General features: G+C 38.1%; 18 protein-coding genes. 4 read left to right on the forward strand and 14 right to left on the reverse strand.

The window, feature by feature from the left end:
• Positions 1 to 100: 100 nt before the first annotated feature.
• Positions 101 to 2,962 (reverse strand): tail fiber domain-containing protein, encoded by a 2,862-nt coding sequence (locus ACRXC1_RS09060; protein WP_433658193.1) that lies wholly within the window; start codon positions 2,960 to 2,962, stop codon positions 101 to 103.
• Between the two features lie 147 nt (positions 2,963 to 3,109).
• Here ACRXC1_RS09060 and ACRXC1_RS09065 point away from each other — a divergent pair, with 147 nt between their 5' ends.
• The gene (locus ACRXC1_RS09065; RefSeq protein ID WP_433658195.1) at positions 3,110 to 4,063 is read left to right on the forward strand and encodes a hypothetical protein; all 954 of its coding nucleotides are present in this window, start codon (positions 3,110 to 3,112) and stop codon (positions 4,061 to 4,063) included.
• On the opposite strand, the gene ACRXC1_RS09070 is transcribed toward ACRXC1_RS09065, so the two are convergent.
• From ACRXC1_RS09070 to ACRXC1_RS09080, 3 genes are all read right to left on the reverse strand, one after another.
• Positions 4,060 to 4,212 (reverse strand): hypothetical protein, encoded by a 153-nt coding sequence (locus ACRXC1_RS09070; protein ID WP_433658197.1) that lies wholly within the window; start codon positions 4,210 to 4,212, stop codon positions 4,060 to 4,062. The genes ACRXC1_RS09065 and ACRXC1_RS09070 overlap by 4 nt on opposite strands.
• 136 nt (positions 4,213 to 4,348) lie before the next feature.
• Positions 4,349 to 5,035: an FKBP-type peptidyl-prolyl cis-trans isomerase gene (locus ACRXC1_RS09075; protein ID WP_392911959.1), complete on the reverse strand. Its 687-nt coding sequence runs from the start codon at positions 5,033 to 5,035 to the stop codon at positions 4,349 to 4,351.
• A 90-nt stretch (positions 5,036 to 5,125) separates the two neighbouring features.
• Entirely contained in the window at positions 5,126 to 5,764 is a 639-nt protein-coding gene (locus ACRXC1_RS09080; RefSeq protein ID WP_433658200.1) for a ribonuclease H family protein, read from the reverse strand.
• A gap of 77 nt (positions 5,765 to 5,841) precedes the next feature.
• Here ACRXC1_RS09080 and ACRXC1_RS09085 point away from each other — a divergent pair, with 77 nt between their 5' ends.
• From ACRXC1_RS09085 to ACRXC1_RS09095, 3 genes are all read left to right on the forward strand, one after another.
• Complete coding sequence (locus tag ACRXC1_RS09085) at positions 5,842 to 6,522, forward strand: M14 family murein peptide amidase A (RefSeq protein WP_433658202.1); 681 nt, start codon at positions 5,842 to 5,844, stop codon at positions 6,520 to 6,522.
• A 392-nt stretch (positions 6,523 to 6,914) separates the two neighbouring features.
• Positions 6,915 to 7,754 carry a hypothetical protein gene (locus tag ACRXC1_RS09090; protein ID WP_433658204.1) on the forward strand — a complete coding sequence of 280 codons (840 nt, stop codon included), beginning with the start codon at positions 6,915 to 6,917 and terminating at the stop codon, positions 7,752 to 7,754.
• 36 nt (positions 7,755 to 7,790) lie between these two features.
• A complete protein-coding gene (locus ACRXC1_RS09095) occupies positions 7,791 to 13,250 on the forward strand; it encodes a zinc-dependent metalloprotease (protein ID WP_433658206.1) in 5,460 nt (1,819 codons plus the stop codon).
• 512 nt (positions 13,251 to 13,762) lie between these two features.
• Here the strand turns inward: ACRXC1_RS09095 and ACRXC1_RS09100 are convergent.
• The 10 genes from ACRXC1_RS09100 to ACRXC1_RS09145 form a co-directional block, all read right to left on the reverse strand.
• Positions 13,763 to 14,287, reverse strand: a complete 525-nt coding sequence (locus ACRXC1_RS09100) for a GNAT family N-acetyltransferase (protein ID WP_433658208.1) — start codon at positions 14,285 to 14,287, stop codon at positions 13,763 to 13,765.
• Complete coding sequence (locus ACRXC1_RS09105) at positions 14,280 to 14,789, reverse strand: hypothetical protein (protein ID WP_433658210.1); 510 nt, start codon at positions 14,787 to 14,789, stop codon at positions 14,280 to 14,282. Before ACRXC1_RS09105 ends, ACRXC1_RS09100 begins: the two co-directional genes overlap by 8 nt.
• A gap of 67 nt (positions 14,790 to 14,856) precedes the next feature.
• Positions 14,857 to 15,696: a ferredoxin gene (locus ACRXC1_RS09110; RefSeq protein ID WP_433658212.1), complete on the reverse strand. Its 840-nt coding sequence runs from the start codon at positions 15,694 to 15,696 to the stop codon at positions 14,857 to 14,859.
• A 53-nt stretch (positions 15,697 to 15,749) separates the two neighbouring features.
• Positions 15,750 to 16,718, reverse strand: a complete 969-nt coding sequence (gene truB / locus ACRXC1_RS09115; protein WP_433658214.1) for a tRNA pseudouridine(55) synthase TruB — start codon at positions 16,716 to 16,718, stop codon at positions 15,750 to 15,752.
• Positions 16,718 to 17,074 carry a 30S ribosome-binding factor RbfA gene (rbfA, locus tag ACRXC1_RS09120; protein ID WP_392911977.1) on the reverse strand — a complete coding sequence of 119 codons (357 nt, stop codon included), beginning with the start codon at positions 17,072 to 17,074 and terminating at the stop codon, positions 16,718 to 16,720. Before rbfA ends, truB begins: the two co-directional genes overlap by 1 nt.
• 16 nt (positions 17,075 to 17,090) lie before the next feature.
• The gene (gene infB, locus ACRXC1_RS09125) at positions 17,091 to 19,865 is read right to left on the reverse strand and encodes a translation initiation factor IF-2 (protein WP_433658216.1); all 2,775 of its coding nucleotides are present in this window, start codon (positions 19,863 to 19,865) and stop codon (positions 17,091 to 17,093) included.
• A 39-nt stretch (positions 19,866 to 19,904) separates the two neighbouring features.
• The gene (gene nusA, locus ACRXC1_RS09130; protein ID WP_392911981.1) at positions 19,905 to 21,317 is read right to left on the reverse strand and encodes a transcription termination factor NusA; all 1,413 of its coding nucleotides are present in this window, start codon (positions 21,315 to 21,317) and stop codon (positions 19,905 to 19,907) included.
• 16 nt (positions 21,318 to 21,333) lie between these two features.
• Positions 21,334 to 21,849, reverse strand: coding sequence for a ribosome maturation factor RimP (rimP, locus tag ACRXC1_RS09135; RefSeq protein ID WP_392911983.1), 516 nt, complete (start codon positions 21,847 to 21,849; stop codon positions 21,334 to 21,336).
• 213 nt (positions 21,850 to 22,062) lie between these two features.
• Positions 22,063 to 22,527 carry a GNAT family N-acetyltransferase gene (locus ACRXC1_RS09140; RefSeq protein ID WP_433658219.1) on the reverse strand — a complete coding sequence of 155 codons (465 nt, stop codon included), beginning with the start codon at positions 22,525 to 22,527 and terminating at the stop codon, positions 22,063 to 22,065.
• A 2-nt stretch (positions 22,528 to 22,529) separates the two neighbouring features.
• Entirely contained in the window at positions 22,530 to 22,997 is a 468-nt protein-coding gene (locus tag ACRXC1_RS09145; RefSeq protein ID WP_392911987.1) for a hypothetical protein, read from the reverse strand.
• Positions 22,998 to 23,029: the final 32 nt, after the last annotated feature.

Here is a 23,029-nt window from a genome sequence, read left to right on the forward strand (position 1 = left end):
TAGAAGATAGCTGATATCGCCTCTAAAATGATGTGATATTGGATACTTAGAAATAGTATAAGTAGTGAAAGCGCCTTAAATAGCTGACAAGAGCGATCACCTACTGACAGAACTTAAAGCTTTTATTTAGTGAGCAAAGAGCTTCTCTCATCTCTTCATTCTCTTCTTTAAGCTTATTATTCTCTTCTTTTAGAGAGGCAATCTCGCGAGTATTTGCTGATACTTGGGCCTCAACACCCTCACTCATTACCTTATACATGGCCATATTCTCATCTAGCTCTTTTACCGCTTCAATTAGTGGAGATACAAGAACTGCATAATCTACAGACAGCCATCCATCAGCATTTTCAATTACTGCAGTTGGAAATTGTGCCTTCACATCTTGAGCAATGACACCAATCGAATGCATTCCAGGAGAGAGTGATTTTTCATTCCAATTAAATTCAACACCTTTAAGGGCCTTAATTTTCTCAAGGGCGTGGTCAATCTCTGTCACGTTATCTTTAAGTCTCTCATCAGAAGTACAATTCGTTGCTCCCGCCCCGCCTCCAAGTGTACAATCTGTAGCGCCTTGAACCCTTAGATTCCCTACGACATGAAATTGTTCTGAAGGAGTTGTTGTTCCTACACCAACGCGTCCTGCAGCAGTAACAGTCATACGGTCTGTATTTGCAGTAGATATTGTTACAGGAAGATTAGAACCAACAGCTCCTGCTGTATTTAAGTTACCAAGCTTAATACCTGATCCATTATCAACTAAAATTTCAAAATTATTTAACGTACCACCTTTAAAAACAACATTATCAATTCCACCTTGTGAAATAATTTTCTGTGCGGAAGTCACCTGTCCAAAAAATGCAGAACTTGTGGTTGCATCCCCTGCAATAGTGTTCACAGAGATATTACCAAAATCAACATCACCAGTTACAGTAATGTCACTATCAAAAGTTGCATCACCTGTTACCTGAAGAGTCCCATTAACAACGGCCGCACCAGTTGTATTAAGCGCTCCAGTGTTAGTAAGTCCACCAGTAGAAGTAATTCCATTACCTTGAATGGTCCCACTAGCAGTTAGGTTTGTTGTTGAAAGATTTCCAGAGTGTGAAAGAGTCCCTGAAACAATTGTATTACTAAGTTGTGAAATCCCAGTAACGTTTAGGTTACCGGCCAATTGAGTACTACCCCCAACGACCATTTGATAGCCTGAAGTATCAGAGACAGCAGTACTTCCAACAAGTAGCCTTCCATTATGAGAAAGCCTCATATTCTCTTGTTGAGTATTTGTTGTATTAGCTGTCGTATAAAAATTTAATTCAGTCCCAAGGTTTGTTGCACTAAAATTTTCTGTTGCAGTTGAACGAATACTTGCAGTATTTACAATTCCACTTCCCGTGTCTCCACCAAAGTTTAGGAGACCAAGAATATCACTTGCTGTCGTCATTGACGGTGCAGTTATTAGACCTTGAGAACTTGCTAGATTGATTGATGACTGATTTCCGCCATAAGAGTAGAATTGTCCACTAGCATCCCCTGAGTCACTTCGTACATCAATTTGAGCTGTAGCATTAAATGTACCTAAGTTCGAAGTGTGACCAAATGACAAATTTCCATTTGCATCGTAAAGAGCAAAATCAGATGATTCTGCCTGAAAAGCAATATCACCTGGACCAGAACTACCAGCAGTAATTGTCGTTGTCCCAGAATTAGTCATATTAACAGCGTTTATATTTGTAATCCCTGAGCCATCTCCAACAAAGGCCGATGCTGTTACAGTGGAAGTAACATTAAAGTTCCCGTTGATGCCTGAGTTTCCATATACATAGAAAAGATAAAGAGGATCAGGAACACCACCAATTGATGTACGTCCAGCTGAATCAATGAAGAACTCTGCAGAGTTCCAGAAGTTTGATGCTAAACTGTCACCATCTCCATCAACATCGATGAAGAAATAGTTCATTCCACCAACACTTGTGTTACTACCATAGACACCCATCGTAGCATTGTGTTCTTGTCTTAATCCGAATGATAAGGCCCTTGACCAACTTGAAGCAAGCCCTGAACTAACATTTCCACCAACGTGTAAAAGAATACTTTCTTCCGCAGTTGTAGGCCCTGCAATATTTCCACTTACAGTTAATTTTGATGGCCCTTCATATGGGTCATCAGAAATTGTTACCTTTCCACCAGAACCACTACGTCTAATATGTGAGCCGTTAATATCCCAAGGCCCAGCGTAACTCCCGTTACTTAATTGTAGATCCCATTTATTCGTTGATTCATTAAAACGAATAATATCACCTGCAGTGAAAGTTTCAATATTACCATCGCCATTTAAATCACCAGCAACAGGTGCTGCATCGTTAACAACATAGAAGTCACCATTATTAACTCCGGCAACAGAAGGAGCTGTGACTCCCCCGCCTGTATCAAGAATGAGACGTCCTAAATAATTAGAGCCACCAAGATAATCTACCGCAACCCATGAAGCTCCATTATACTGGAGAACCTGGCCAGCACTTGAAGCACCAAGTGAGCTTAACTTAGAATTTGTAATAGCACCGTCTTGAATTTTACTTGTTGAAATTGAACTATTTTGAACATCAAAGCTAACAGAAGTTACAGTTTGCCCGAATGCATCTGTTACAATAAGATCATAGATAAAGCCACCAACAATCTTTAAACCATTAGGAACCCCTAGCCTCACCATATTTGCAGACTTTGATAAGATATTTAAATTGATAACCTGTGGGCCATTCTTTGTTTTAACCGCACTAATCGTTGAAAGATTTGTCCCATTGAGAATAAGTTGGTTTGAAGAAACTTCAATAAGAGTAATCTGATGTCTTTTTGTAAGATCAGAAGTATCAGAAGAGTTAGTGTTATCACGGCCTGTATTACTAACAGGTTTACACGCAATAAAAAGTACAACTAAGAGAATGTAAAAAGTATTATTAAGTTTCATATCCATAAATCCCTAATTTCATATCGGAGATTAATAAATAAAGTTAAACTATTAATATTACTGTATCAAAGTGCTAGGTTATCAAGAGCAAATAAGGAGTATTTGCCAATGATTTCTTTAACTTGTCATTGGTTATAAAATACTTGTATGAATAGCTTTCGAAGATTTTTGCAAACTCTACTAGTCACTATGACAATTCTAACATTGGCCAATCACGCCCTTGCTGAAAAATACGATCTCAATACAAACTTAATTGTTATTCAAAATATTGCCAATGACGGGATGTCTTTTGTTATTCGTAAAGGTAGAACAGATAATATTGTTAAGGGCCAAGTGTCCCTATTTTCTTCGAAAGAAATCTCTTTTACAGCTCGTGCCATCTCTATAACAAAAGAATACTCACAGTGGATTGTAACAGACAATAATATCAGAGTACCGTTTGAGAAAGGACAAATTGTTACTGTTAACTACTCTCCTGAAAGAGTTTGGTTAGAGATTCCAAAAATTCTTGGAGATGAAAATTATAGAAAGATGCTTGCTGAGGAAGAGATGTCTCTTAGAGAAAAACAATTTCAGCGCTACGATAATCGATTCGAGTTCTTCTATGGGAAGAACCAAGGCCTGAGTGAATCAACAAGTTCTAGTACAAATAATGATGGTACAAGAACTGGGGATACATTCCAATTCAATTACGCAATCCCTATCAACCAGACATTCCAAACAATTATTGGATTTCGCTATGACCTGGACCTACTCACTCTCCTCAATCCAAATGTTGAACAAGAAACAAAGAGAATGATGGGGACAGCGGCCCTTAAAATATCATTCGACAATAATTGGAGCTACCGTTTCAGCTACTTTGTTTCCCTTGGTGTGGGTTTCGGTCGTTCTGAAACAAGTATCCAAGACACTGTAAGAGTTGGAAGTGCAATGCTTCTTCCATCTGTAAGTTTAGGACTTGAGTATAAAGTCTCAACATCCCAGTCACTTATCTTTAAAGCAAATTTTGATGCTATCCAATCAGATGAAGAATTTGCTGATGGTTTTCAACAATCAACTGATCAAACAATGTTTGGCCTATCTGTTGGTTACGCTTTCTAAGTATCGCCTTCTCCATCGTGAGGAATTGAAGGCTTGATCAAAATCCTTATGATATAAGCAAAGAACGATTCTTTCTCTCTTTTTTGCTTAAAGAAAGAAGCTTCTGAAACAGGTTGTAACAATAAGGCAATCAGTAGAATTACTTTCATCTTTCCTCCCTAATTAGAAACAATAGTAAAAGGAAAACACACAGAATATTGAATGTCACTTGGTGAGAAAAAAAATAGGCCTTCATTAAGAAATCTTAAGAAGGCCTATCTATTATTTGATAAATTCGTTTAAGAATTATTTCTTTGCAGGAGGAAGAACTTCGATTAGTTCAACTTCAAAAGTAAGTGTCGCGCCACCAGGAATTGATGGAGGAGCACCTTGATCTCCATAAGCAAGTTCAGATGGAATAACTAACTTAATCTTTCCACCTTCACCAATAAGTTGCATCCCTTCAGTCCAACCTTTGATAACTCTGTTAAGTGGGAATTCAATTGGCTTATTTCTCTTATAAGATGAATCAAATTCTGTTCCATCTCTTAGAGTACCTTTGTAGTGAACTTTTACAGTATCAGTTGCCACAGGCTTCTTTGCAGAACCAGCTTCAATGATTTTATAAGCTAGACCTGATTCAGTCTTCTTAGCACCTTCTTTAGCTACGAATTCAGCAAGAAATTTTGCACCAGCATCTTTTTCAGTCTTAGACACTTCACTCATTCTTTGATTTACGATATCTCTAAACTTGAATGCAAATTGTCTTGTATCAATATCAGTTGCATCCTTAGTCATACCATCACGAACACCTTGAACAAGGTTATTCATTTCTCTTTCAGTAAGTTTAAAGTCTTTAAATCTCTTTCCGTAAACATGCCCTACTGAATAAAAGATCTTATCATTTTCAGTCTCAGGCTTTACTTCAGCTTTCTTACCACATGAAACAAATAGTAATGGCGCAATTGCCACTGTTGCTAGTAGTTTCTTCATTTAACATCCTTTGTCTAAATTTATTGAAGTCTAGTTACTAATTAATATTTATCTTAATAGATTAAAGTGCTTTAGTCCGCTTTTCAAGCCTTAAATATTTTCATCCATTGCCTTATTGGCCAACATATCGCAATGCTCATTTTGCGGGTGGCCACTGTGCCCTTTCACCCAACGAAACTGTAGGTTTGAAAATCTTCCTACAACTTCATCAAAGCTCTGCCATAGATCGATATTTTCTGGAGTTTTCTTGTCAGCTTTTTTCCAGCCACGTGACTTCCATCCAGGGGCCCATTTTGTGATACCGTCAACAACATACTTCGAATCACTATAAAGGAAGGCCGCATGACTATTATCAAGGCCCATTTCCTCTAACTCATTTTCTAGTGACTTTAGTGATTCAATAGCTCCAGTAAGCTCCATACGGTTATTAGTCGTTTGAAACTCAAAGCCTGAGCTTTCAAAGAAGACCACACCCTCAGGGTTTTGTCCCATTGCACCCCATGCACCTGGCCCAGGGTTTCCACGACAACCACCATCGCTATAAACAGTGTATGCACCCATTGCTTCCATTGGGATGCTGAAGTGGCCATTACCGCTTGCAACACCATTGTCGATATCTTCAAGAAGTTCAACGCTTTCTCTTAATTGAGCAATTGCATCATGATCATCTTGAGTATCGAGAACGCTTTCCAAATATTCTAAAGTTTTTAGTATGCTTTTCTTTTTCATTACTTAAGGATTCCTTTTTAAAGTCATAAGTATAAATCTTCATTTACAAAAAAGGAAACTTCCACCACAATTTCTTTATGGAATTTATAAAATTAGAGTCAGGTAAAACAGTTAACAATCTTGAAATCGAAGCTTTTAAAAATAAAGTTGATTCATCTCGCTTTATCTACCTCATGGCAGGAGTTCACGGAGATGAAATCGAGGGAGTTCACTGCTTAAAAGAAATTTTTTCGTGGCTTAAAAACGAAGTAGAGATTGATCTACCTTTAGTTGTAATTCCAATTGTTAATATTGATGGTGTTAATGCTGGCACACGTGTTAATGCCAACGGCGTAGACCTAAACCGTAACCTTCCTACTCAGAGTTGGGAGGGTGATTTTGAAGAGGCCAAGTACAACCCAGGAACGGCACCTTTAAGTGAGCCTGAAAATCAATATCTAGACAAACTCTTTAAAGAGTATCCACCGGCCTTTATCTTATCTATTCATTCATGGAAGCCAATCGTAAACTACAATGGTGACTGTAAGGATGTTGCGCAACTTTTGGCCAGGCACAATAAATATCCTATAGCAGATGATATCGGCTACCCAACTCCAGGATCACTTGGAACATATGGCAGTGTCGATCTCGCCGCACCTGTGCTCACATTTGAATGTCCTACTATCGACACAGGAATCACTGTCGAAGAAGTATGGCAAGAAAATGAAGCTGGCTTCAAAGACATGATTACATCTGGAATTCTGAAACGATTCCTCTAAAAGTTAATTTACCCTTCTTAAACAAAATTAACTTATCTTCGCTAGCATCCCTTCCGTTAATAAGGCATATTCAAAAATGAGAGTGCTGCATCGCGGCGCCCATGTTTTAAATTTTGGTACAAATATCGTTTAGGCCCCAATATCCCTCATAATCCCTCTCTCTTTTGGGCCTAGATGTAATCGGAGGCCGTCCCACGGCCTCCCTTTATATTTCCACACAATTTCGTCAACTCCATAAACAACCCTGTAGATTTTCCAAACTCCACGTCTTCCCTCACGTCTTGTTATATATTTACATCAAATGCGAACTCGTCCGAAACTGAACAAATGGCATACTATTTGCATCAAGTATTGAACGAATATCATTTTCAGGAACGAAAAAAGGAGACAGAGTGACACCATTTAAGTGTATCTCATTAATTTTACTTGCGCTTACAACAACATCTGTTGTTGCCCAAAGTAGCACTAGTAGTATTCAAGGTGTCAAAAAAGCACCTGGTGCGACTAGAAATTGGTCAGCTAGAATTGATACGACAGTTTCAAGAGACTTATTAAAGACTTCTGAGGCAGGACATTATAGTGGAATGTATAACTCGTTTCGTTTCAACATTATTACAGATAAAGGAAGCTTCGCAGCTAAAACAACAATATCAAAAGACTTTGTTGACGAGCGTAAGAGTAGAATCAGTGATACGTCTCTATCCTTTACTAGAAAGGCTTCTCAATCATTTGAAGGTGTTGTCTCTTTTGGTACGGCATCAGTTAAATTACCAACAAGTAAGGTATCGAGAAAATATTCTAACCTTCAAGCAGGAATTAGCTTAAGTGAAGGCCTATCAATAGCCGATAGTGTTACTGGGATTAAGGACCTATCTGCATTAGTTATTCTTGGTGCATCCAAGAACTTCCATGAGTATGAATCATCAATGACTGGAAGCTCGAACACTTCATATAGTCTTTCATCAGTTGCATATCTGACTTATAGCATGTCGGATGAGCTATACCTATCTCTTGGAGGAACATATATGAAAGGTTGGACATATCAGAATAACACAAAAGATGCTTATTCGTTCTCACAAGCTATTGGATATAGCTTTGGGCCAAAATACAACCTAGAGGTAGGTCATGAATTTGGAGGAACTCCCCTATCACCTGATGGGAAAAAGGTTGAGATCGACCTATTTGATGAAAGAGATTCATCAGTTTATGCATCACTAACAATAAAAATATAGAACACACATAGCGAAGACAAAGAGAAAGAAGAACAAATGACAAAAAGAACAAAGGTAGAAGAAAAAATGAAAATCAAAAATGAAAACAAATTTGGAATGCTTAGAGGCCTTACACATGCATTCGCATTGGCCGCAATTCTTTCAAGTTGTGCAAAGACTCTTCCGGACAAAGAGCCTGATTTTGCCAAAGAAACTTACCGTACTAAGAACTCTGTTACAGCAGCTAAGCTTGTCATTGAAGCAAAAGCTATTGCTACACAAGAGGAGCTTTCGAAAAACGATATTTCAACAGATCTAATCGATACAAGTGTTGGAAGTGAAGCAAAGACTCTCTACTCGACAAAGATTGTTAGCTCTAATGATGAAACATATAATGTTCTTGTAAAAGATCTCCTTGTTTTCGCAGAACAAGAAGGTCAGAAATTTGAGATTACATTTGATCTAACGACAAACTACCTTGTAGCTTATATTGCACCAGCGGACAAAAGTGCAAAAGCATTCAGTGTTTCAAACAAAATTATTCGCGACGTTCTTCCTGTTAAAGCTTCTAAGCTTGACCGTATTCCACTATTTCAATACGGTGTTGACTTCTACCAAAGAGAAAATGTTAAAAACGACCTTGATGAAAAAACAAGGCACATTAGATACGTTGAAAAAGATCGCTCTGAATCAACTCACTATAAAGTTGATTACCTAATCGAAAACAGAACATATACTGGTGTTTTCGGGATGGATCAAAAAGAGATCGCGACGATCTACCGTCGTGATAAGGTTGAAAGTAACCTATTCACAGTAGGTCAACTTGAAGATCGTATCCTTAATAACGAAAATGCCTTCACTACTTCAAAGCATGATGGTCACGTATTTGATAACAAAGACCTAATTAAGGTTATTCTTGATGACAATGAAAGTAAGGCATACTTTGCACGAGTTATTAAGAAAGAAGACCTAACTGAAAATGAAGAACAGCTAGCTCGTGCAGAAAGATTTAACTTACTCTTTTCAAGATGTGACGCTGATACAGCAAAGAGAGCAAAGATCGCTCTTGATAACTGTTTCCTACGTTCAGAAATTTCTGAAAAGATTAAGTACGTCAAATTCAAGTACGATATCGATGATAATGATGAGATTCTAGCTGAAACAAAAATCTCTTCAAGCACTGTTGCTGAAGATGCAAAATTCATTCAACTAGAAAAAGATTCTCAACCTGAAGAGATCTACCCAACAGAAATTAGAAATGAACTCTCAACTGCTTGGCTAAAACTTGAAAAATTCAAGAACCAAGAATTTACTTTTAGAAGAGTTTTAGAAGACTCTCCAAACATCTTTAATTATAGCTTTGCTGGTTCTAAAGCAACTTTCCACGTAGAAATCGTTAAGTTCCACTTTGAGCCAGGACGTGTTCTTGTTAAAAGATCAAAACCGCTTCTTGATAAAACAGGATCAACAAATCTTGATACAGAACCTTTACTAGCATTTGAAGCAGAATACTTCCGTGAAAGTAAGAATGACAAAGGTGGAATCGTTTACGTTCCAGCAAGTCACAATGATGAAAGAGCTATTGCTGTTGTAAACCTTGGTAACGACCAAATTGGTGATGTTCTTACATCACTAGACCCTTACCTAATGAGTGTTTGTGGAGGCGGAAAGGCCCACGGACTGACAGAAGTAAGAGATATCGTACAGGTTGTTGATGGAAAGGATGATTTCCTTAACTTCTCTACTCAATCAACTTATAAAAAGGGTAACCTATTTAATTGTGCTGACTTTGGTGGAGACTACTGGGGACAACAGAATGAAACGATGACTTTCAAAGAAAGAACTACTTTCATGAAGTACAATCAAGAGTTCGAAGAGCCAGAACAAAACCTTTCTTACGAAGTTCAGAAGAAGTTTAACTTTGGTCTATTCACAGGTTCGAAGCTAGTTCCAAAAGGATACACTGAGCAAACTCGTGACTTTGATACAACTGTAGATCTACCAATGGTATTTGATATCAGAAATGGTAAGAATATCGAGTACGTACTTACAGGTATCCCATCAAATAAATATGACAAAGATGGAAAACTAATTAGAAAACTAACTCAAACAGAACTTGATCTAAGAAATAAGATTATTGTTTCTTCTCAAAAAGTTATTGATGATATCAACCTTGGATTTAAGCGTGCATTCAAAGGGACTCAATACGAAGGACGTGGTGATGTCATCACTCTTAAGATTGAAAAGGATGATTCAATTCCAGCAGGAACAAAGAACCTTTCTCTAACTCACAATCTTGATGGTGTGTCACGTTCAGTAAATATCGAAGTTGTGGAAAAAACTCACTTAGGAGATCTACAACGTAACCATATCTACTGGGTAGAAAAAGCGACTTCAAGCTCAATTATTGGTCTTGGTGGCCCATCATTCAACCCAAGAAACGGTGTTGTTGAATCAGCTTCTGTTTACCTATACGGTGGTAACATGAAGTCTTCAATTAACTGGATGGTTGATAAAGCGATCGCAGAGAAGAACTTTGTTAAAAATATTACTCCTACTAAAGAACTTCAAAATCTTGCTGATGAGCTTAATAAGAAAGCAATCGAAGATGCTCTAGCAGAGCACAAGGCCAAGACTCAAGCTGCTGGACAAGATACTCAAGTTGCTGACTCTGATGAAGTAGAAGTTGAAATTGAAGGTGAAACAGTAACTCAAAGCACGAAAAAAGCTGAGATCAAATCTCACCGTCATGGTATTGCTCATACTAACTTAAAGAGCAATCTACTTAATACAATTAAGCGACCTAATATCGCTTCTCATATGGGGAAAATCAAAGATGCTCATCGTCTAATGAAGAACGACTTTAGAGCTAGCTCATTTGATAAAGATGAAGTTCTATCTAACTTCACAAGAGCGAACCAAAAACAAGCAAAAGCAGTACATGCTGCTTGGCAAGCAATTGCTAATAAGGATGACGTTGCACTACAAGCAGCAATTCACGGTGACAACTCAATTGAGGCCCTTCAAGCGAAGATCAAGCATTCAATGGAGTACGATGCTAAGGGTAATAAAAACCCAATTTGTAACCACGAAACAGCTGAGTTTGCTCTAAGCAACCTTGCTAAGAACTACGATGTTCTTGAAATGGCAAAAACTGACGAAGGAAAGAATGACATCCTAATTGATATCTGGATGCCAACTCTTGCACACGAGATCGGACACAACCTTGGTCTACGTCACAACTTCGTTGGTTCATTTGATAAGAAGAACTGGGTATTCCCAGGAGAGAAAGAAACAAAGAGAACTTCATCTTCAGTTATGGACTACACAATTGATGACCACGCAACTTACGATGGTCTAGCTCCATACGATGTATACGCACTACGTGCAGCTTATACAGGAATGGTTGAACTTGAAGGATACACTAACTCGAAAAAGAAATCGATTGAGATCAATGGTGTTGACGTTAAGGTATCTTCTGTTGAATCTGAATTTGAACCAGGTCTATACTACCACCTAGTAAGAATTAAAGATGTCGTTGATGCACTAGTTGGAGAAAACGGTAACCCTGCAAATATCTCTAAGCATAGACTTATGGCAGAAGCAGGCCTTAAGAGAATTAGATTCTGTTCAGATGAGGACGCAGGTAACTCTCCACAGTGTAACAGACACGACTTTGGTTCATCTTTTGAAGAAATCGTTGATTACCAAATTGCAGACTACCGCCAGATGTACGAGTATATCTACTTCCCAGGAAAGCGTAAGCAGTTCTATGGTGGAGCAGCATTTGGTTGGCTAATGGATAAATTCTATAAGCTAAGAATGATGAACGAAGAAGTATTCTATCACCTAATTTATACTCCTGAGTTGTACTCTCAAGCAGATCAAGCAACTCATGATGCAACAACTAACGACCTAGTAAATGGTGTAATCAAGTCACTATTCTTCCTACAGTCAGTAGTTGCGACTCCAGATATCACTCCAGGTGCTGGACTTGATACTGAAGCACAAAGAAATAAGAGATTTGTTTCGACTCTAGTACCAACTCAAACTGAAGTTACAGCTGATGATGGAACAGTTCTACAGGTAGCGACTCAAAAGCCAATGGTTGTAGAAACAAAGTGGAATGAAGCAATCTCACTTGATAGTGATTCATATAGAGCGAAAAACCGTGGTGTTGAATATGATAAGGCAGCAGCTCTAATTGCACTAACAGAGTCTGAGTCGTACTCATACAAGTACCGTTCAAACTCTCTAAGAATTCCATACCAGTTACTAGAGCAGTACCTATTTGGAATTGATATTAAGGATTCAATTGTACAATCAACAATTGGAGAGGTTCTTTCTGGTCAAGTTACTCCACTAGTATATGACCCAGCAACAGGACGTAATATCCCACTAACTAACGGAGCTTTTAAAGTTGAAGTTGGTGAAGTTGAAACTAACTATGCTGCTATCGGTGGTCTAGTTTACGGTAATATTGATACATTTGAACAAACAGCTAACCCTGCTCGTGCATTTTGGGTAAACCATATTTCTCAAAGAGATCTACTTACTGAGACTTTCGAGCACGAAGGGCAAACTTACCAAATCCCAGAGGATTATGTAGCTGAGAAAACTGATATCAGAAAAGCATATGTACCTTATGCACAAGACTCATATGTAGCTGGTAACGTTATCCAGAAAGCAAGTATGATGCAGTTAATTTCTCACGATGAGCGTTGGTCAACATTCTTTGGAGAATGGGAAAAGGCGCAAATTGAAGGACTTCAACTTGCACAAACTCCAGCAGCACAAGGTGCAACTGAAGATACGATGAAAGCTCAAAAGACAGAGCTTGAAATGGCAGCCGCTCTTGGAGATGCAGCAACAATTAAATCTGAGATGCAGAAATACTTCGCTCAAATCAATGCTCTTCTTGCTTCACAAGATCAAAAAGAGATGATTGCTGGATTCCTTGCTCAAAGAGCACTTGTTAAGCAAGCTGGTTCATACTTTGTATCAGCACAGTTTACAGCGATGATGAATGACATTGGTCTTGAAGGTGTAACACTAGACTATATCAACCAAGTGCTAAGTCAGGCCATCGTACCAATCGCTTTTGAAGCAGAAGCATGTCGTCTTTCAGAGCAGTACTGTTCAACAGTTGATATGATTCAAATGGCGAAAACAGGAAATAAGGATAGATACTTAGATAATAAGATCACTAACCTTCTGAATAACTTCTCAATGCCTTCAGTTAATGAGCAAGGTCAAGTTGAGTTATTCGCACCAGTTATTACTAAGATCATCCAAGGTCTTAATAATAACGAGCAAATCAAGCTAGGAGATGTTTTCTTAAGAGATATCCAAGAAAACAGCTTCGCTCAGATTCAACAAATGGATCAGCTTGTTGGTGAAGCTATGACGAAAATGAAAGTTACTAAAGACGTTGATAGCTTCTATGGAGATATGAAAAGAAACGTAAAACTTCTTGGATTATACTTCAGAATGATTAACCCGATGGAAGGAAAATAATCCAGACCATCTACCGATAAAATTGTCATTTAATGAGAAACCCGCCCTGTCCAGGCGGGTTTCTTTTTGGAGGCGTCATTTGCCACGATGGCAAAATGATGCCGAACAACCCAGAGGCGACCACGAAGGGAGCCTTCGGGTAACCAACTTCGCAAATCTCACTACTACTCATTGAATTATAGAATGTTATAATTTAAAACCACGATGGCAAAATGATGCCGAACAACCCAGAGGCGACCACCACGGGAGCCTTCGGGTAACCAACTTCGCAATCCTCGCGAACACTCTTTAAACTCAAGAATTATATTGTGTAAAACCACGATGGCAAAATGATGCCGAACAACCCAGAGGCGACCACGAAGGGAGCCTTCGGGTAACCAATTTCGCAAATCTCACGACTACTCATTGAATTAAAGAATGTTATAATTTAAAGCCACGATGGCAAAATGATGCAATTCAACCCAGAGGCGACCACCACGGGAGCCTTCGGGTAACCAACTTCGCAAATCTCACTACAGCTCGATCCAAAACCTCATCTTCTTCACACCGTCAACTTCAATAATATTCTCAAGCTCTCCACCATTCTTACGAATCGTCTTCTCTGAACCAATATTACCTTCATCACAAGTCACGAGGACTCGTTTAAGGCCCTTAATATTGTCTCTAACGAAGTTTAAAGACTCGGCAAGGATTTGAGTCGCATAACCTTGACGTCGAAAGCTAGGGCATACTCCGTAACCAATATGGCCACCAACCTTTAAAAGATGATCATTTAATTCAAAGCGAATAGAAGTACGACCTACAATTTTCCCCTCTTCATTGAAGGCAAAGAGTAAGGCCGCCGGCACATGCTCTTTTGGAATATGAGTCCCCTTTGCAAAATCCGGAGCTATCGAAACATATTTTTCATACTCTCTATTAGCTAGAGTTTCCCAGTAATGGACAAAGTCAAAATTGTTTTCCCAATGCTCATGTAAGGCAGCAAAGAATTCATCTTTATCCACATGAGTTAAATATCTAAGAGTGATTTTATTCATGTATCTCCTTCATCTTTAGAAGCTCAGCACAGGCTAAGTAAATATCTGCTTGTAAGAGGCGGCCTTCTGACTTTAAAGCTCGACAAACCTCTTCAATAGTAGCAGTTCTCAAAGTATTAGAGTTAACGAAATTAACATCTCCAGTGAAGATGACGGCAGCTGAGACAGGATGAGGAAAATACTCACGTAAAGGCGTCTCGTATTTATCTTCTAATATCCAGTGCCCAAGCTTATTAATACTTTTCATGCTAATGCCAAGTTCAAGACCTAACATTCTCTCTAGGCCAAAAATAATACTTTCACCATCCTTAAGCTCACCACCAGGATAATCAAGCTTACCATTGTCTTTAACGAGGTATAACCATTCATTACCAACCTTTGGTACAAAGAAAACATTGGTTATAAGAGATTCATCAATAGCTTCTTCTGTTAAGAAAAAGCTACGCTTAAAATGCTCATTATCAACTGATTTTAAAAGAGTACAATACTTAGTCTTATCCATAAGAAAAGTATAACAGAAAGGCCCTCAAAAGAGGGCCCTAATATAAATTGAAAATTTTAAATTTGAATTATGCTTTATCGAATTTAATAACTTCAGTTGGACAAGCTTCAGCAGCTTCAAGAATCAGGAGTCCGTTATCAAGAGGTGCATCTGGACGGATTACACAGTTAGTATCCGTAACTTCAAAGACCTCTGGATAGATACCTTCACAAGCATTACAAACAATACAACCTTCTTCAATCCACACTTTAGAAACTGCAAAGTTTTCTTGAGCAGGAGCTCCTGCACCAGCAGCACCAGCGAATTCACCAGCAAATTGTGGATTAGCAGAAATTCTAAGACCTACAGGAATATCTCCTTGAGGAATTGAATCTGCAATAAATGAACGAGTTGTTTGGTGATAGAACATCTTTGGTTTTACATAACCATATTTCTCATTGAATGACTCAACAGTATTCTCAGCACCACGGAAAGCTTCAATAAACTTGCGTCCCTTCATAGTGCGAGATTGCGTAAGGCCATCTTTAGACTTAAGTTCAATTTCTACAGTTGAAGAATCAAGATTCTCAAGCTCTAGAATTTCTTTAAAAGCAGGACCCATCTTAACTTCGATACCGAAGTCTGAATCTTGAACAGCAAAGTCACTTGAAACAGTAACTTGTGTTTTCTTACCAAATGGGTTGAATAGCCTAACAACAACATGATTGAATTTTGCAGGCTCTCTCGAATTATTCCAACGGTAACCAAAAGCAAAACTTTCATCGTCTGAAGACTTTAGAACTTCAAACTTCGACTTCCCAAATAGGAAGAAGAATGAACCTGAAAGAAGGCTTAAAACACCTAGTTGGACAACCATCCCTGTTACAACTAATAATGCAATAGCTAATGCAATTAAAGTAGTATTCACTTTATCTCCTTAAATTTCACTTGTAATTTCCTAGAGTATAGCACGAATTAAAATTATTCGTCTAAGGAATTACACATAGTTAAATCGATTTTATCTAACGCGGCAGGACTAAAACCTACACAGCTTTTAATAAGACCACCATTAGCAGCAGCAAGCCCAAGTGTTTGATTTTGCGATCTTATCCAATAGTGTCCATCGGCCACTTCCATTTTTAATGTTTGGCCATTTATAAATCGAAGCGCTGTGGCCTCATCTAATTCCAATTTTTCAAAGCCAATAAGTTCAGTAATTGGATTTGTATAATTCAATAAAAACTCGTTAGCATTGAAATTTTCATCATCAAATATGGATAAATCAATACTGTTCTCTAAATCAATACCGGCCGAATTAGTTCGTCTTAGATCTTCTAGAGCACCTCTTGTTCCAAGCTTTTTAGCAAGATCATCAAAAAGAACGCGTATGTAAGTTCCAGAAGAAACACATACTCGAAAAGTAACTTTTCGTCCTTGAACTTCTAATAACTCAACTTCATGAATTTTTCTTTCTACTGGTGGTTTTTCAATAAAGACACCTTCACGGGCCCATTCATGTAATGCCTTCCCTTCATGCTTAGTAGCAGAAAAAGCCGGAGGGCTTTGCATATACGGGCCAACAAATGATTGAAGTTCTTTATTTACTTGCTCAAAACTTACTTCAGAGAAGTCCAATTCTTCTATCGTTCCTTCTTCAGTATCAAAGTCACCAGTTGGAGAATTGATACCAAGGACTCCTGTTGCGATATATTCTTTAGAATCAATTTGCGTGTATTGATTGAGTCTTGTCGCAGGCCCAATACCGATAACGAGAAGACCTGTCGCAAATGGATCAAGAGTTCCAAAGTGCCCGATCTTTCCAATATTTTTCGGAAGGTTTCTTTTAAAGCGTCTAATCACATCAAATGATGTCATCCCTTTTGGTTTATCCACTTTAAAAAAGAAAGGCCCAAAGATTGGGCCTTTAAATTTCTTATTTCTTGAAGCCATTAGAAAGACTTTCCTTTATCTTTTTCAGATTGCAGAAGTTTTTCAATCTCCTGCTCATCTTCAAACTGAGAGTCATACTCTGCAGTTAGAGAAGGCGTATGCCTTACCTGTAAAGTCTTAGCAAGGTGACTTCTGATCTTACCTAAAGAAGCGTCCATCGCCTTAGCAATATCACCTCTTTTGGCCGGATCAAATGTATCCCAAAATAACTTTGCCGTAGAAAAGTCTGGGCTTATTTCAACTTTTGTAATCGAACAAAAAGTAAACGCTGAATTATCTAGTCCACGACGAAGTAATTGGTTTACTTCGTTCTTAATTTGTTCTTCATACTGAAGTTTTTTCTTATTGCCACTCATGACATCTCCAACCGAATTAAAGAATTGGTGAGTCTGCTGTTAAAACATCCTCAAGCTTACGTTTCTTTTCTTTCAGTTTATATGCTTCGAATAGGTCGCCAACTTTAATGTCATCATAGTTCTCTAAGCCAACACCACATTCGTAACCATTCTTAACTTCTTTAACATCGTCTTTAAATCTCTTAAGTGAAGACATCTTACCATCAAACATGATCTTACCTTCTCTAAGAAGACGAACATTACAACCAACTTGAATATTACCGTCAACAACAACTGAACCAGCAATCGTTCCAATTTTTGGTACAGAGAATGTATCACGTACTTCTGCACGCCCGATATACTCTTCAGTAAACTCAGGATCAAGAAGACCTTCAACAGCAAGTTTCACATCATTGATTAGTTCATAGATGATTGAGTAAGTCTTTACATCAATTCCATACTGCTCTGATAATTTACGAGCAGAAGTTGATGGTCTCATATTAAACCCAAGAACGAAGGCACCTGAAGTATTCGCAAGTTCAATGTCAGAATCACTGATTTGACCCACACCACCACGAATAACTTTTACCTCTACTTCTGGATTTGAAATTGTTTCAATAGCAGACTTGATTGCTTCAAAAGAACCTTGTACATCTGAACGAATGATAAGATTAAGATCTTTCTTTTGTCCTTCTTCAGTAGCAGCAGTAGCAAAGAAGTCTTCAAGAGAAACTTTTGGCCCTTGAGTTTGAGCAGCTGCTTCAATTCTTATTCTTTCATCAATACGGTTTTGAGCAATTTTCTTAGCTTCTCTTTCGTTTTTAACAACGTTAAGAGCATCACCTGGAGAAGGAGCTTCACCTAGACCAATAATCTGGACAGGCATTGAAGGACCAACTTTCGCATGTTGCTTACCTTTATGATCAGTTAGACTTCTGGCACGTCCGTAAGTCTCACCAACAACGATTGAGTCACCTTTTTTAAGTGTTCCTGTTTGAACAAGAACAGTTGCAACTGGACCACGTCCATGCTCAACTCTTGATTCAATAACAACACCTTCGGCAGGACCTTTCGGATCTGCTCTAAGTTCCATAATTTCAGCTTGTAGAGCAATTGCCTCTAGAAGCTCATCAACACCGTCTCCCTTAAGAGCAGAGATGTGACAGAATTGAGTTTCCCCACCCCATTCTTCAGGAGTAATACTAAACTCAGTTAGAGCTTGTTTAATACGATCTGGGTTAGCACCTTCACGGTCCATTTTGTTAACCGCTACAATCAATGGCTTACCAGCAGATTGAATATACTTAATTGATTCAACAGTTTGAGGCATTACACCATCATCTGCTGCAACAATAAGAATTACGATATCTGTAATATCAGCACCACGCTGTCTCATAGCACCAAAGGCCGCGTGACCTGGAGTATCTAGGAAAGTCAGCTTAGAGTCCTTAACGTCTACCGAGTAAGCTCCAATATGCTGAGTGATCCCACCAGCTTCGCCAGCAGCAATCGATTCATTTCTAATATAATCAAGTAAAGTTGTCTTACCGTGATCAACGTGACCCATAATCGTGATAACAGGAGCACGTAGCGGAAGCTTATTAAGTTGCTCTTCAGAAAGTTCTTCTTTCCCAAGTGCTGCATCCTCATCAAACGATTGATCTTCTACTCTGTAGTCATATAAAGCTGCAATTTGCCCAGCTAATTTAAGACCAATATAATCACCATTTCTAACAAGTAGATTGAGATCGAGACACTTATCAATCATATCCTTAAGCTTTACCGAAAGTTTCTTAGCTAATTGCTCAGCATAAGCACCACCGTGTAGCTTAATGATTCTCTTTGCTTCTTTTACTTCTGTAATTTCAGTTGACTTCGAAGGTCCCGAGTATTGACGTTTTCTCTTAACTTGAGTGTACATTGGACGTCCAGTACCTTGAAGAGAAGAGTAAGATTTAAGCTCGGTTGTTGCACGCTCTTCGTTAAGAGCTTGCGAACGATTAACCGTCTTCTTCGCACTTAACATTGAAGCAAGACCACTTAGACGATTCTTGTCCTTTTTCGCTGTACGATCTTCATCACTTCCAACAGGACCAGCTTTAGCATTAATATCATCTGCAGCTTTTTCGTCTTTACCAGCAGCTTTCTTCGCTTTGCGAGCAGCGGCTTTCTCTTTATCTTCCTTAGTTGGAGCAGAAACAATTCTAAGACCAAATGGCTTACCATCTAAAGTCGTCGACTCTTTCTTTTCCTCTTTTTCCTTAGGAGCATCTTCTATAGTCTTAGCTTCAATAGAAGTTTCTTCTTTCACTTCCTTAGCTTCAACTTCAATCGTTTCTTCTTTTACCTCAGGAGTCTCCGGCTCTTCCATTACAGGAGTACTTACAGACTCTTCAGCTTTCACTTCAACAGCTTCAGAAGATTCGATTACAGCTTCAGTGTTTTCATCATCAGAAGTTGCCTCCGAAGACTTTGATGAAGCTTTACGACGTACAACAGTTTTCTTTTTACGAGTAACCGTTTTCTTAGCAGGCTTATCTTCCTCGCTCTCACCGTCAGCTTTTGCTGCAGACTTCTTTCTAACTGTCGCCTTTTTCGCAGCTTTCTTTTTGACCGTCTTCTTCTTAGTTGCCTTCTCAGCAGATGCTTTTTCAGCACTTGATCCAGCAAGCTCTTCCCACTTAGTAATATCTTCATCAGATAGTACAGACATGTGGTTTCTTACTGAGAATCCGTGAGACTTCAGCTCTTCTACGAGGTCTAATGGCTTCTTTCCGAGTTCATTGGCCAATTCAAATATTTTCTTAGGCATTTTTTCTCCGTAGTATGACTACACTTTTCTATTTTAAAATTACTTAATTTTAAATGCAGCTAATTCTTCTCTTAATCTTCTTTCTGCTTCATTAAATTTATCAGCACCTTCTTCATCCTGATCAGCACCTTCTTTATTAATAATACCTAGGTACTTAGGAACTGCAGAGGCAGATACTAATTCTTCTTCACCTTCAGGTTGAAGCTCAATTGCCCCTTCTTCAACTAGCTTAGCAGCTTCATCAATTGCGGCTTGAGCTGCAGCAGCATCAACACCGGCCATTGAAGCAATCTCTTCAGCAGGAGTTGCCATGAAGTCACCAATTGCCATGATACTATTTTGAACAAGTACTTGTGCCATAGCATCTGTAACAGATGGGATTTGAAGTAGGTTTTCAACTGCTTTATTAACTTTTTCTTGAAGTTTAGACTTCGAGATAATGTTAATATTATAACCAGATAGCATTGCTGCTAGACGAACGTTTTGTCCACGACGTCCAATTGCAAGTGATAACTGATCCTCTTCTACGATAACGTCCATTGATTTAGAATCGTGATCGATAGAGATATTTTCAATTTCAGATGGTGCAAGAGCAGCGATTGCAAATGTTGCCAGATCATCATTCCATCTTACGATATCAATTTTTTCACCTTGAAGTTCATTTACAATATTTTGAACACGTGATCCTTTCATACCAACACAAGCACCTACAGGATCAATATCTTTATCTACTGACTGAACAGCAATTTTAGCTCTTTGTCCTGGCTCTCTAGCAGCAGATTTGATTTCAATAGTACCGTCTTGAATTTCAGGTACTTCTATTTCAAATAGCTTTACAAGGAACATAGGAGAAGTTCTTGATAGTCTAATTTCAGGCCCACGGTTAGTCATAACAACTTCCGTTAAGAATGCTTGTACTCTGTCACCTGGGTTGAATTGTTCACCTGGAATCAGCTCTCTTCTTGAAAGAACAGCGTCTGCTTTTCCAAGGTCAACGATTACATTTCCACGCTCATATCTTCTTACAATACCTGTTACAAGATCACCTTGTCTGTGCTTAAACTCAGAGAATAGAATCTCTCTTTCAGCATCACGAACCTTTTGCATGATGATCTGACGTGCAGTTTGAACATCAACACGAGTAAAATTAGGGTTTTCAATCTTAATACCTAATTGATCACCAATTTCAACATCTTCATCAAGTTCTCTAGCATCACCTAGATTGATTTCAATAATTGAATCTCTTACTTCATCAACAACGTTCTTATATTGGAAGATCTCTACATCGTCATCATCTTCATTATAACGAGTCTCGTACTCACCCTGGATACCAAACTTCTTTCTTGCTGTTACTAAGAAAGCTTGTTCAATAGCGTTTACGATAATTGTCTTATCGATCCCACGGTCTTTTCCTAAAACATCAATAATCTTACTTAATTCTGAGAAACTCATTTTTCACCTCAAACAATTACACTTCTGGTTCAAGTGCGATCTTATTAATATCATTTAAGTTTAATTTTAAATCAAAATCACTATCGAGAGTCACATCGATAAAGTCATCACCAAAGCTATTTAGAACACAAATAATCTTTTTGGTACTTGCTGTCTTTTTATCAAACTTTTCACCTGGGAAAAGTTCACCAAATTTTTTATTCAATTGAACTAAAATACGCTCACCGAGACTTAACTCTAGATGCTCTCTAGTTTTTATTTTTCTAAACATTCCTGGTGAAGACACCTCTAGAACGATATCATCAGGAATCCATTCAAGTGCTTCCATTGGCTCACTAAAAGCGCGGTCAACATTTACACAGTCCTCGATAACGGCCGTCTTAGTTTCTTTATTCATAATATAGACACGTAGAGTTTTAGAGCCTTTGATATATTCCATATCGTATAGAAGATAACCTTCGCCACTTACTACTTCTTGAGTAAGTTCATAAAACTTTTGTTCCATACCTGAATAAGAGATATCTAAATCCATTAAACGCATCCCATATGCTTTTAAGAAAAAGCCTATAAAAATAAAAAAAAAGGGTAGCCCTAAAAGTCTACCCGATTATATCTTGTTAAATATTTAACTAATCGTTATTTACTCAAAAATTGAAAAAACTTTTCTAATTTCTAAGTACTTATTAATTATCAAAGATTTTGAAATCTTGTCAAGGTTTGTCATTGATAACTTATGAAAACAACTTCAATTTACGACTATCTGCATTATAACAGCATTGCTTCCATCTGCATAGAAATTCTTCTTTAAATGAATTTTCGAAAGTCCCAAAGCTTCATAAAACCTGATGGCACCTTCGTTTGAAGCTTCAACCTCAAGGTAAACCTGAAATGTTTGGCCACCAAAAGCTCTCTGGCAATGACTCATCATGTCTTTAAACAGCTTCTTTGCTATAGAGCGTCTTCTAAAGTCAGGATGAACAATTATTTTGTATAAATGGCAAAAATCTGGAGCGTTCACTTCAAAAACACAAATTCCTTGAATTTCATCTTGTCCGGCCCATATGCATGAGATCTCACGTCCACTCGATGCCAAACTAAGCCAACTCTCTTTTGTCCAAGGCCAATTAAAGAAACTTGACTCAAACTTCGCCAGTTCCTCGAGTTTAGGCCGTTCAATATTAGAAAGTAAATTTTGATTAGAACCACTCATGATTATAGAAATAGTCTCGCATTAATATTCTTAAAAACGAAATCTTTATATTCAATGACTTGTGAAGAAGCTTCATCTAACTTTCTAGATTCAACAAAACTACTATACCTCTTCTTTAGTTCTTTATTGGTGTTGTAGATTTCATATACTTTAGCAACCAGATCTTTTGAGATTTTGCATTTTCCTAACTTAGGATTATCCATGTACTCGTTTTCAAGATTTAATGACTTTGATAAAACTAATGCTCTTAAAACCAAGTCTTTTTCGCCAGCAACTAAATTTCGTGGGCCAATCTCTACTTGCTCAAGTCTTGAACTCAATCCAGACAACTTTTCGATATAATTATCCTTGCCTATTAAACAGAGACTTTGATGATACGCTTTTAAAAGTTCATTGATATTATGGCCAAAATAAATCTGCCCATTAACAGAGAAAAGGGCCCTATCTTTAAGGGCCCATATATTCATCATAAATATTGAAATAAGAATAAATCGCATTAAGT

The organism is Halobacteriovorax sp. GFR8 (genome assembly GCF_050955245.1).
Taxonomy (GTDB): Bacteria; Bdellovibrionota; Bacteriovoracia; order Bacteriovoracales; family Bacteriovoracaceae; genus Halobacteriovorax_A.